13 protein-coding genes are annotated in these 12,411 nt (G+C 45.5%); 10 read left to right on the plus strand and 3 right to left on the minus strand.

The genetic code is table 11. The features are described from left to right. Positions 1–218 precede the first annotated feature (218 nt). The 3 genes from phaE to phaA form a co-directional block, all read right to left on the minus strand. A complete protein-coding gene (phaE, locus tag PX636_RS18040) occupies positions 219–1,214 on the minus strand; it encodes a class III poly(R)-hydroxyalkanoic acid synthase subunit PhaE (RefSeq protein WP_061432330.1) in 996 nt (331 codons plus the stop codon). 117 nt (positions 1,215–1,331) lie between these two features. Then, a complete protein-coding gene (gene phaB / locus PX636_RS18045; RefSeq protein WP_002744478.1) occupies positions 1,332–2,048 on the minus strand; it encodes an acetoacetyl-CoA reductase PhaB in 717 nt (238 codons plus the stop codon). 12 nt (positions 2,049–2,060) lie between these two features. Then, complete coding sequence (gene phaA / locus PX636_RS18050; RefSeq protein ID WP_288118158.1) at positions 2,061–3,251, minus strand: acetyl-CoA acetyltransferase PhaA; 1,191 nt, start codon at positions 3,249–3,251, stop codon at positions 2,061–2,063. Positions 3,252–3,470: 219 nt separating this feature from the next. Here phaA and PX636_RS18055 point away from each other — a divergent pair, with 219 nt between their 5' ends. From PX636_RS18055 to PX636_RS18100, 10 genes are all read left to right on the plus strand, one after another. Next, on the plus strand, positions 3,471–4,604 hold the full coding sequence (locus tag PX636_RS18055; protein ID WP_288118160.1) for an FAD-dependent oxidoreductase: 1,134 nt from the start codon (positions 3,471–3,473) through the stop codon (positions 4,602–4,604). 147 nt (positions 4,605–4,751) lie between these two features. Further along, the gene (psbQ, locus tag PX636_RS18060; protein WP_061432325.1) at positions 4,752–5,192 is read left to right on the plus strand and encodes a photosystem II protein PsbQ; all 441 of its coding nucleotides are present in this window, start codon (positions 4,752–4,754) and stop codon (positions 5,190–5,192) included. Positions 5,193–5,816: 624 nt separating this feature from the next. Continuing rightward, a complete protein-coding gene (locus PX636_RS18065; protein WP_002789747.1) occupies positions 5,817–6,179 on the plus strand; it encodes an ATP synthase subunit I in 363 nt (120 codons plus the stop codon). Between the two features lie 58 nt (positions 6,180–6,237). After that, entirely contained in the window at positions 6,238–6,987 is a 750-nt protein-coding gene (gene atpB / locus PX636_RS18070) for a F0F1 ATP synthase subunit A (protein ID WP_147068794.1), read from the plus strand. Between the two features lie 230 nt (positions 6,988–7,217). Beyond that, positions 7,218–7,463, plus strand: coding sequence for an ATP synthase F0 subunit C (atpE, locus tag PX636_RS18075; protein WP_002740068.1), 246 nt, complete (start codon positions 7,218–7,220; stop codon positions 7,461–7,463). A 230-nt stretch (positions 7,464–7,693) separates the two neighbouring features. Beyond that, positions 7,694–8,125 carry a F0F1 ATP synthase subunit B' gene (locus PX636_RS18080; RefSeq protein ID WP_002795845.1) on the plus strand — a complete coding sequence of 144 codons (432 nt, stop codon included), beginning with the start codon at positions 7,694–7,696 and terminating at the stop codon, positions 8,123–8,125. A gap of 133 nt (positions 8,126–8,258) precedes the next feature. Further along, positions 8,259–8,801, plus strand: coding sequence for a F0F1 ATP synthase subunit B (locus PX636_RS18085; RefSeq protein WP_288118162.1), 543 nt, complete (start codon positions 8,259–8,261; stop codon positions 8,799–8,801). Then, positions 8,802–9,350 (plus strand): ATP synthase F1 subunit delta, encoded by a 549-nt coding sequence (gene atpH / locus PX636_RS18090; RefSeq protein ID WP_002763366.1) that lies wholly within the window; start codon positions 8,802–8,804, stop codon positions 9,348–9,350. Between the two features lie 68 nt (positions 9,351–9,418). Continuing rightward, positions 9,419–10,927, plus strand: a complete 1,509-nt coding sequence (atpA, locus tag PX636_RS18095) for a F0F1 ATP synthase subunit alpha (protein ID WP_002763364.1) — start codon at positions 9,419–9,421, stop codon at positions 10,925–10,927. Positions 10,928–11,126: 199 nt separating this feature from the next. After that, positions 11,127–12,074, plus strand: a complete 948-nt coding sequence (locus PX636_RS18100) for a F0F1 ATP synthase subunit gamma (RefSeq protein ID WP_002763363.1) — start codon at positions 11,127–11,129, stop codon at positions 12,072–12,074. Positions 12,075–12,411 lie beyond the last annotated feature (337 nt).

A 12,411-nucleotide genomic window follows, 5' to 3' on the forward strand; every position in this document is an offset into this window, starting at 1 on the left:
CTTGGGTAAAATCTTCCAGTTTCACTTGCGTCAAAAATGGCCACATAATTTAATTCTCCTAGGGAAGTGGGGATTTTTCAGTGAGCAGTGAACAGTAAACAGTAATCAGTGAAAAGAAAGTTCCGAAGTTTTCACCTAACACTATATACTGAAAACTGCAATCCGATAACTGATAACTGATAACTGATAACTGATAACTGATTGTCAAGCACAATTAACTAATTGTTACTTTCTACTGCTTTTTTTTCTCCTAAAGTTTTTTTGAGACTTTTTACCTCTTTGCGTAATTCATAGATAGTCCGATGAATTTCATCGACTTCGCTGCGGGTAGGCAGATTCATTGATCGCAGGTAAATTTCCATTAAATCCTGCTGTTTGAGGCGATAATCATTGAGGGAATTAATAAATTTTCCCCGTACTTTTAGGTTTTCTGGTTGACAAAAAGCCTTTTCAAAAATATCATCGGCGACGACACTCCACACATCTTGAAATTCTCGCCAATTCTTGACAGGTTGACCTTTTTCTGCTAGGAAAACTAATTTTTTAGTTAAAGCTTCAAAGGATTTAACTTGAATATCAGCCAGCACAATTTGATAGTTAATACTAGCCTGATAAAGAATGCGCCAAGTTTCAAAACTATCGAGTAATTTGCGGTTAAATTCTCGCGGCAATCCCAATAAAGGCATCTGTAACCATTGGCCAAAAGTTTCATCATAAAACTTCTGCCAATAGATATTATTGAGTTCGATCAAGGAAGAAGTATTACCTAACCAAGCTTTGGTTATTGTGTCATTTGACAGGACGAAAGGATCGAACCATAAATGATTGAGACTTTGTAATTGTTGCAGGTAAATTGTCCATAGTTGACTGACATCTTGACTACTTTGGGAAGTGGTAGTAGTAAAACTATTCAGTTGACCGCGCATCTGTTGGGTATAATTATCTAAAATTGTTTGCCAGTCTTCTCCTGTTTGCATTTTTGGGAAGATACTTTCCCAAGCTTCCATCGATAATTTTAGGAATTTGATCAATAAATCCCGATTATCAAAATAGCGCTGGGTTGCCTCTTGCAATTCTGGTTTAATATTGCCCATAGGAGTCGGTATCGCCCCCATCATATCAAACCAACTTGACCACATTTTTGCCCCAGTTTCCGTCCAAAGATTGACGTAATCGGCGGCCATCTCGCTCCAAGCTTGTGTCGGTTTATCCATTATTTTTGCCCTTTTCCTTTAACGCTGATTTCGCTAGTTTACTAACCCACCCTACACCCGATAACTGATAACTGATAACTGATAACTGATAACTGATAACTGATAACTGATAACTGATTAGGTGTGATGGGCCCCATTAACTCTGAGGACTTCTCCAGAGACATAACTGCTGGCAACAGGAGAGAGTAAATAGGCAGTTGCCCAGGCGATATCTGCGGGTTCACCGAAGCGACGACAGGGAATTTCGGCGGTGATTTTATCGCGAACTTTATCGGGAATCGCTAAAGTCATTTCCGTGTTAATAAACCCCGGCGCAATCGCATTGGCGCGAATATTATAACGGGCAGCTTCTCGCGCTAGGGATTTGACTAAACCGATAACTGCCGCTTTTGTAGCCGCGTAATTAGTTTGGCCGGCATTACCGCGATCACCGGAAATAGAACTAATACAAACGATCGATCCCGCTTGTCGTTCATACATTCCCTCAATAAATGGCTTAATTGTGTGATTAACCCCTTTTAGGTTGACATTAATCACTAAATCCCAATCTAGCGGCGTTAATTTAGGGAAAAAGTTATCTCTGGTAATCCCCGCGTTAGCGACGATGCCGTACACTGGCCCCAATTCCGCTTCAATTTGTTGAGCTGCCGCTTCCATAGATTCCAACTTAGTTACGTCGGCCACAATGCCTAAACCCTGGGGATTATCGGTGACTAAATCGGTGTAAGCCACCTTGGCCCCCAAATCTATCAAAAGAGAGACAATAGCCGCCCCAATGCCTCGATTTCCGCCGGTAACGACGATAACTTTCTCCTCTAGTCCCAGAGATACCATAGCTTTTTCCTCCTAAACTCTTTCAATTGCGATCGCTGTTCCGCCACCGGTCCCATGACAGATGGCCCCCATACCGAGGGTTTTATCCTGTACTTTCAACGCGTTAATTAACGTCACCAGAATCCGCGCTCCGGAAGCACCGATAGGATGACCCAAGGCGATCGCACCACCGTGAACGTTTTGTTTTTCCCTAGCTAACCCCAGATCCATCTCAAAAAGCAGATTATTTAAGGCAAAAGCTTCGTTATTTTCCACTAAATCGAAATCTTCGATCGTTTTATCTAGGGATGCCAGTAATTTTTTCACCGCGAGGACGGGGAACTCTGGGAAGCGATCGGTTTTTCCAGCACCCACAGCACCGCCAAGGATTTTGGCAATTGGTTTTAAACCGTACTGATCCACAGCTTTTTGACTGGCTAAAAGGATAGCGGCGGCCCCATCGGAAATCTGACTACTATTCCCCGCGGTTAAAACTCCCGACGGATTAAAAGCCGGCCGCAGTTTTCCTAAACCTTCTGGGGTACTATCGGAACGAATACCCTCATCTTGAGCGATAATTGTGGAACCTTTCTTAGATTTAAGCTCAATTGGCACGATTTCGCCCTTAAACCAGCCTTTTTCTGTGGCTGTGGCCGCTCTTTGGTGGGATAAGGCGGCAATTTCGTCTAATGCTTGCCGAGAAACCCCGCGATCGAGACAGAGGCGATCCACTTGGGAACCCATGCCCTCAGTCGTGGTAGCATCGGTTAAGCCATCGTGCAGTAATAGGTCGGTTAATTGTTCCGGCGCACCCATGAGGAATTTATAACCCCACCGGGCCCGATGGGAGAGAAAAAAGCCGGTTTGGGACATGGATTCGATGCCACCAGCGAGGACGAGATCCGCTTCTCCGGCGCGGATTGAGGTGGCAGCGTTACTAACGGCAATCATTCCCGAAGAACAAACCATATCCACCCGATATCCGTCCACGCTTACGGGAATTCCCGCTTTAATCGCCGCTTGCCGGGGAATTAACTGACCATGACCCGCTCCCAAAACATTGCCGAAAATGTACAAATCTAGGGCTTCTGGGGGCAAATTAGCGATTTCTAGGGCGGATTTCATCACTGTTGCCCCTAAATCGGCCGGGGATAATCCCATCAATCCCCCACCAAAACGACCAATTGGAGTCCGGACTGCGGCCACGATATAAACTTCTTGCATAGACTTCTCTCTATTGGGAAGCGAAGATAATAGATAGAATTTGCTTAAGAATATCGAGTCCGAAAAGATCAAAATCCCAATTGACTGTCATTGGTTAAAAGTTCCTGGCCCCGATGTCTTGAGTTTTTGTCTATCTACCCTCGATTTTGCAACAGAATTTCTGTGTAAGAAGATATATTCATTAGAATTTAACTTTTCTGGCAGCAATCCCGTTTTTTTATGGATTTAGTCAAGCGCTTGGTTTTTATCGGTGGTGGTCATAGTCATGCGATCGCCCTTCGTCTTTGGGGGCAATCACCCCTCAAAAACGTTCAATTAACTTTAATTAGCGATGTCACCCATACCCCCTATTCGGGAATGTTACCCGGCCACATCGCCGGTTTTTATGATTTTGCTGAGACTCATATCGATTTACCTTCTCTAGCTAGGTATTCTCAAGCGCAATTCTGTTTAGACAAGGCTAATTCCATAGATACGGAAAAATGTCAAGTAATTTGTAATAATTCTTTACAGATTCCCTTTGATTATCTCTCGATCGATATCGGCAGCATCCCGGCAGTAGATAATGTTATCGGTGCTAAAGAGTACACTATTCCCGCCAAACCGGTGCCGATTTTTCGGGAAGGATGGCAAGAAATCCTGAAAAAAGCGGTTAATAACCCTAATAATACTCTAAATATCGTCATTGTTGGTGGTGGCGCGGGCGGGGTCGAATTAGCTTTAAATATGCAGTCCCGTTTGGCCAAAATTCTCAACTCTAGCAGTAATTTGAATTTATCTCTAATTCATCGAGGAAAAAAACTACTACCGAACCATAATAATTGGGTCGGCCAACGTTTAGAGAATATTTTTAAACAAAGGGGAATTAGATTATATTTATCAACGGATGTGACGGCAGTGCAAGCAGATCGGATTATCTGTTCATCGGGTTTAGTTTTACCCATGGATTATACAATTTGGGTAACGACTGCCTCGGCCCCTAGTTGGATTAAAGCGTCAGGATTACTGACAGATGAAAAAGGGTTTATTTTAGTGAATAATTATCTGCAATCTCTTTCCCATCCCCATATTTTTGCCGTGGGAGATATTGCCACGATTCCAGATTATCCCCGTCCGAAAGCAGGAGTTTTTGCCGTCCGACAAGGAAAACCCCTGTTTGATAATTTAGGAAGAATTCTGCAAAATCAGCCACTAAAACCCTATTTTCCCCAGAAAAATTATCTCAGTTTAATTGGGACGGGAGACCAACAAGCGATCGCATCTTGGGGCGGTTTCGCATGGCAATCACCGTTATTATGGTTATGGAAAGATCGGATCGATCGAGCTTTTATGAAACAGTTTGATAAGCTCTAGTTATTGACACCGAGTTACTGTCAAGGTCGTTGGGAGTAAAATCTGATTTGGGAATCCCACAACCTGATAAAGTAAAAATCGTCCCGATACCTTGACTGGTTATCGGGAGAGAACGTCAATAGTTTGTTAAATAGTACATATAAACCAATGCCACGTCTTCGCTCGATTATTTCCCTAGTTTTAGTCCTAGTTACTACGCTGCTGGTTAGCTGCAGTGGTCCCCAAGCAACTATCCCCACCGTTTACAGTCCCCAAAAAATCGAACAGTTACAGGTTTACATCCAACCTATCGCAGAGTTTCGCCAAAAAATGAGCGTTTTGCAAGACCTCATCGCTGACAAAAATTGGGTAGATACTCGCACCTATATCCACGGTCCTTTGGGGCAATTGCGTCAGGAAATGGTAGGATTATCCCGTAATTTACTGCCCAAAGACCAAGAAAAAGCCAAGCAGTTAGCGAAAAATCTTTTCGTTCACTTTGAACGTATCGATGCGGCAGCCAAAGAAAAAGATGCTAGTCTTGCTGCTACTCAATTCCAAGAAGCATTAAAAGATTTCGATGCTTTCTTAAATATTGTTCCCAGTTAGTTTTTATCAGTGATCAGTTATCAGTTATCAGCTTTAAAAAAAATCTCGGGCTTTTTGCCTAGAGATTGTTGTCAGAGAGAAGCACACAAAAACTTTTTTTCTTATAGATGTTCAGTTTAAAAATCAAGATAGAAAAAAATAATAGGGTTCTTCTCGACTTTGTGTGATAATTTTTGCTTATAGAATCGTGAAATGTTTACTGGTAAAGACTTTTAGGACTATTTTGCGGATATTCTATCAGTATAGACCCCGTTTCCACACAGAAACCAGAAGAGCCAAAAATAGTGACCCTTACCTTTTCCCAAGCAGAGGTAGGAAGTCTCTGGTTTTAGGGAACAGGCAAGAGGGAGCGCCGGAGTTGGGGAAGTGGGAAGAAGGGAGCAGGGGAGGGGGGAGAAAAAAGCTGACGGCTGACGGCTGCGAGCGGGGGGAATCATGGCCATTTACAATTGCTTAATAATTGTTGCCACTGCCGTGATAATATGTCTTGTGGCTCACCTGAGCGTCATAGCTCGGAAAGCAATCTAGATATTGAGATTAGTCTATCGCTGATTTAGGTGTACCTTGTCTGATCCATCGATCGCATCTCCCCCAACCCCAGAAACCAACCCGCCGTCAGATCCGATGCGGGAATACTATCAACTACAAAACACCCTATTGATCACCACCCTGATCTTAAGCGGTCTGATCTTTATTCCCGTGTGCTTGTTTTATTCCCTCAATACCGCCCTTAATTACCTATTAGGGGCAATGGTGGGAGTTGTTTACCTAAAACTCCTGGCCGGGGAAGTGGAAAAATTGGGGGTAACGAAAAATCGGGTAGGCAAAAAAGGATTAGCCCTATTCGCTGGATTAATCATCATCGCCAGTCGTTGGCAAGAACTGCACATAGTGCCAGTTTTTTTGGGGTTTTTGACCTATAAAGGGGCGATCATCGTCTATACCCTGCAAACCATCTTCAAGCTGGAGCAGAAAGCCGATTCCTAAACCCTTTGACCGTTAAAAATAACCCTGATTTGCGAACCCGAATCTCTCTAAGGTAGAAATGTTAGACAGTTTAAGTGTGCTTAATTTTTATAGCCTCGCTTCCCTGGAAGTGGGACAACACTGGTACTGGCACATCGGCGGACTAAAAATTCACGGGCAAGTGATCGCGGTCTCCTGGATCGTCTTCGCTATCTTAATCATCGCCTCGATCGCCGCTACCCGCAAAATCCAGAAAGTCCCTGGCGGTATTCAAAACCTCATGGAGTACGTTCTGGAATTTCTGCGCGATTTAGCCAAAAACCAGCTAGGAGAAAAGGAATATCGACCCTGGTTGCCCTTCATCGGCACCCTATTTTTATTTATTTTCGTTTCTAACTGGTTAGGGGCCTTGATTCCTTGGAAGTTAATCGAACTGCCCGAAGGAGAATTAGCCGCCCCCACTAACGACATCAATACCACGGTGGCGTTAGCCCTACTGACTTCCCTCGCTTACTTCTACGCAGGCATCAGTAAAAAAGGACTCGGTTACTTCGCTCACTACCTAGAGCCGATTCCCGTGCTATTACCGATCAAAATTTTAGAAGACTTTACCAAACCCCTCTCCCTCAGTTTCCGTCTTTTCGGAAACATCCTCGCGGACGAGTTGGTAGTGGCCGTATTAGTCTTCCTTGTCCCCCTAGTCGTACCCCTCCCCCTGATGGCTCTCGGTTTATTTACCAGCGCTATTCAGGCCCTTGTCTTCGCCACCCTTGCCGGGGCCTATATCCATGAGGCACTGGAATCGGAACACGAAGAAGAACACGCTTAAAAGCGAAGGACGAAAAAAGAAAAATTTCTTAGGGAAAAGTGTCCAAATAATAGGATAATAACTAAGAAATTATTGGTCGAATTCAGGATGAGCAACTGAATTCCCAGATCGTTCTTTCCCAAAAACTCTTTCGGGAGTTTTGAGCAGAAAACCAGCCATTTTTTACGGCTGAGAACGCGCTCTGTAAACAACAGATTGAAATTGATTAGTAAATAGAGGAAAAAATCACCATGAACCCCACAGTAGCTGCCGCTTCCGTTATCGCCGCCGCCCTCGCCGTTGGTTTAGCCGCTATCGGCCCCGGCGTTGGTCAAGGTACCGCTTCTGGAGAAGCTGTTTCCGGTATCGCCCGTCAACCCGAAGCTGAAGGAAGAATTCGTGGTACCCTTCTCCTCAGCTTGGCATTCATGGAATCCTTAACCATCTACGGCTTGGTTATCGCTCTCGTTTTACTGTTCGCTAACCCCTTCGCCTAATTAAAAAAGCAGTGGGCTATCAGCCCCCAGTCCGCAGCTTGGCGGCAGAGTTTTCAAAACTCTCAAAAAACGCCAAAGGAGCCAACTAAAAAGTCTGGTTTTGGGGACGGAAGGCTGATAGCTAGTTAAGGGAATTTTGCTGATTCCCCCTGACTGTTTATTGTTAAAGCAGGGGGATCGTCTTCCTTTTTTGAACCTGCCTATAGCTTCTATTTATCAGGAATAAATCAATGTTTGATTTCGATGCCACCCTGCCAGTGATGGCACTACAATTTATTCTTTTGGCAGTGATCCTGAACGCCGTTTTTTATAAACCCCTCAGTAAAGTTTTAGATGAACGGGCGGAGTATATTCGGCAAACAGAAAGCGGAGCCAAAGAACAACTAGCCAAAACCGAAGCCCTGGTACAAGAGTACGAATTGCAATTAAGTTCGGCTCGTAAACAATCCCAAGAGATTATCGCCCAAGCGCAAGCCGAGGCCCAAAAACTAGCCAGCGAACGAGTTGCCGCAGCCCAAAAAGAAGCGATCGCCCGTAAGGAAGCCGTCGCCGCCGAAATTGCCCAACAGAAAGAAGAAGCCTTTCGTTCTCTAGAAGGACAAGTGGCCTCTCTTTCCCGTCAAATTCTCGAAAAACTCCTCGGCCCCGAACTCGTTCGCTAAACCCCAGCCATTGGTTAATAACAGTGATCAGTAAAAAGATAGAACTCAGTCGTCAGGAGTTAGAAGACTGATAACTTACCTCTGATAACTGATAACTGATAACTGAATAACCTACTCCCCGCCCTCAATAATCATGATCATCGACACAATTTTATTATTAGCCACGGAGGCGAAGGAAGCGGCAGCAGAGGGATTCGGCATCAACACCGATATCTTAGGAACTAACCTATTTAACCTCTCAATTCTGCTCGGTTTAGTCATCTTCTACGGCCGCAAAGTTCTCGGACAAATCCTCGGAGAACGTCAGTCGAAGATTGCGGAAGCTTTAGCCGAAGCTGAAGACCGGAAAAATATTGCCGCTACCGCCCTCGCCGAAGAACAGAAAAAACTCGCCCTAGCAAAACAAGAGGCGGAAAAAATTATCGATAACTCTCGATCTAGAGCTAAAGCTGTCACCGCCGACATCGCCGCCCAAGCCGAACTCGATATTCAAAGAATGCGCGAAAGTGCCGCTAAAGATCTCTCGGCGGAACAGGATCGCGTTTTAGTAGAATTACGCCAAAGAATTACCGCTTTAGCCTTAGCTAATGTGGAATCCCAGTTAAGCACCGGCCTGGAAGAATCGGTACAACAAACCCTAATTGATCGCAGTTTGGCGAACCTAGGAGGTAAATAGATGCAGGGAAGTTTAATCAGTTCAGAAATCGCCGAACCCTACGCCCAAGCATTACTTTCCGTCGCCCAAAGCAGCGGACAATTAGAAGCGATCGGCGGCGAAATTAAATCCCTCTTAGAATTGTTGGAAAATGCTCCCGATCTAAGAGCTTTTATTGGCAATCCCGTCATCAAAGAAGAAGCTAAAAAAGCCGTTCTTTCCCAAGTAATGGGGAGCAGTGCCAATCCCTATTTAACTAACTTCATGATGTTATTAGTCGATAAACGTCGGATTCAATTTTTAGAACCCGTTTGTCAACAATATCTCACCCTGGCTAGAGTGCTGACTAACACCGTTTTAGCGGAAGTTTCCTCGGCCACCGAATTGAACGATAGCCAAAAACAAATCGTCATCGACAAAGTGAAAACCCTGACCGGGGCAAATGTGGTCGAACTGAAAACCAAAGTTGATGGCAGCCTCATCGGTGGTGTGGTGATCAAAGTCGGTTCCCAAGTCTTTGATGCCAGCATTCGCGGTCAACTACAACGCCTCAGCCTCTCCCTGCGCTAAGGTCATCTAATCTCTCTTTTTTGCCGTTTTTTCACCTTCTAATTTTTTACTTTTTCCCAGATTAAACTATGGTAGCTATCAGACCCGACGAAATTAGCACGATTATTCGTCAACAGATCGAATCCTATAACCAAGAAGTACAGGTCTCCAACGTGGGAACCGTCCTGCAAGTGGGTGACGGTACTGCCCGCATCTACGGCCTACAACAAGCCATGTCGGGAGAACTATTAGAATTTGAAGATGGAACCGTCGGCATCGCCCTTAACCTCGAAGAAGATAACGTCGGTGCAGTGTTAATGGGTGACGGTTTCGGGATTAAAGAAGGCGGTACGGTGAAAGCTACTGGTAAAATCGCTCAGGTTCCCGTGGGTGAAGCCTTAGTCGGCCGCGTGGTTGATGCTCTCGGTCGTCCCATCGACGGTAAAGGGGACATCCTCGCCAGCGAAACCCGTCTGGTGGAATCCCCCGCCCCCGGTATTGTCGCTCGCAAATCCGTCTGTGAACCGATGCAAACCGGCATTACCGCCATCGATGCCATGATTCCCGTCGGTCGTGGTCAACGGGAGTTAATTATCGGTGACAGAAAAACTGGTAAAACAGCGATCGCCATTGACACGATCATTAACCAGAAAAGCGAAGACGTGATCTGTGTCTATGTCGCCATCGGTCAAAAAGCCTCCACCGTCGCCCAAGTAATCGACACCCTCACCCAAAGAGGCGCCATGGATTACACCGTGGTGGTGGCCGCTAACGCTAACGACCCCGCCACCCTCCAGTATATCGCCCCCTATACCGGAGCTTCGATCGCCGAATACTTCATGTATAAAGGCAAAGCGACCCTAGTTATCTACGATGACCTCACCAAACAGGCTCAAGCTTATCGTCAGCTATCCCTGCTCATGCGTCGTCCTCCCGGTCGGGAAGCTTACCCCGGCGACGTTTTCTATCTCCACTCCCGTTTACTAGAGCGCGCCGCTAAACTCAGCGATGCCCTCGGTGGTGGTAGCATGACCGCCCTGCCGATTATCGAAACCCAAGCCGGTGACGTTTCTGCCTACATTCCCACCAATGTAATTTCGATTACTGACGGTCAGATCTTCCTCTCCACCGACCTCTTTAACGCTGGTTTCCGTCCCGCTATTAACGCTGGTATTTCCGTATCCCGCGTGGGTTCGGCGGCCCAAACTAAAGCGATGAAGAAAGTTGCCGGTAAATTAAAACTCGAATTAGCCCAGTTTGACGAATTAGAAGCTTTTGCTCAATTCGCTTCTGACCTTGATGCGGCCACCCAAGCACAACTCGCTCGCGGTCAACGTCTGCGTCAAATCCTCAAACAGCCCCAAAACTTCCCCCTCGCCGTTTGGGAACAGGTCGCGGTGGTTTATGCCGGTTTAAACGGTTATCTCGACGATATCGCCACCGATAAAGTTATCGATTTCTGCACCGGTTTACGGGAATACCTGAAAACCAGCAAACCTCGCTACGTTGAGATCGTCAGCACTGAAAAACAACTCAACGACGAAGCGGAAGGCCTGCTCAAAGATGGCATCAACGAGTACAAACAGGCTTTTAAATAATCTCGGTAATCAGTAAATGAATGTTGGTAATGGGGGTTAGGTTTTGGGGGATGGGGTGTTGAGGTTTTGGGGTTTTGGGGTATGAGTTGAAATTTCTCTATCTCCCCATTTCCCTGTTTCCCCACCTCTCCATTCCCTCCTAAACCCCGACTGATGACTGATGACTGATGACTGATAACTGATAACTGATAACTGAATTATGCCTAATCTCAAAGCGATTCGCGACCAAATTCAATCGGTCAAAAATACCAAAAAAATTACCGAGGCCATGCGTCTGGTGGCGGCTGCAAAAGTGCGCCGCGCCCAAGAACAAGTTCTCTGTACCCGTCCTTTTGCCGATGCCCTCGCTCAGGTCCTTTATAATCTCCAAGGTCGTTTAGCCTTTAGTGATGTTAATTTACCCCTGCTGGCCCAACGGGAAGTAAAAACCGTGGCTCTGTTGGTAGTGACAGGCGATCGAGGTCTTTGTGGCGGTTATAATACTAACGTCATCCGTCGTGCCGAACAACGGATGAATGAATTAAAAGAGCAAGGGATTAAGTATCAATTAGTGGTTGCCGGCCGGAAAGCGGCACAATATTTCGAGCGCCGGAATGCTCCCATTGCCGCTAAATTTATCAACCTCGAACAGATTCCCACTGCCGATGAAGCTGGCACTATTGGGGATGAATTACTTTCCTTATTTTTATCGGAAACTGTTGATCGCGTCGAGTTAATTTATACTCGTTTTATCTCCCTGATCAGTGCCACTCCGGTGATTCAAACCCTGTTACCTTTAACTACCCAAGGTTTAGCGGTACAGGATGACGAGATTTTCCGTTTGGTGACTAAAGAAGGAAAATTTAAGGTACAACGGGAAAAAATGGCCAGCCAACCGGCGCAGGTTTTTCCCCAAGACATGATTTTTGAGCAGAATCCCGTCCAAATCCTCGATTCTCTCCTACCTTTGTACTTAAATAACCAATTACTGCGCGCTCTTCAGGAATCGGCAGCGAGTGAATTAGCAGCCCGGATGACGGCGATGAGCAACGCCAGCGAGAACGCCAGCGAGTTAATCGGGACTTTAAGCCGTACCTACAACAAGGCGCGTCAAGCCGCTATTACCCAAGAATTGCTAGAAGTAGTAGCGGGAGCCAACGCTCTCTAGGTTTAAGCCTGTTTTTCTTTTGATTATCAGTAGGAGTGATTTTTTTCACTCCTTTTTTTATATAGCTGAACTTCCCCCGTATAAATATACTAGCTATGGCTCAAAGTCTTACAGAGCCTGAGTTAAAGCAATGTAATACTAATAAACTACTGGATACAAACTCCTGAAATCCTTACGCAGACAGGGTTTGAGGCAAAATTTTTCAAATTTGACCCTTCGACCATTATAGCTTGTTTCCAGGCAGAAAACCATGAAAAACATGGCTACAGAGGGAATCGCTGACTCTAGAGATTAATGACACCATCTGTTACAATAAGGTTAGCGATCACTATACAGC

The organism is Microcystis sp. M53598_WE2, from assembly GCF_030067735.1.
GTDB lineage: Bacteria > Cyanobacteriota > Cyanobacteriia > Cyanobacteriales > Microcystaceae > Microcystis > Microcystis aeruginosa.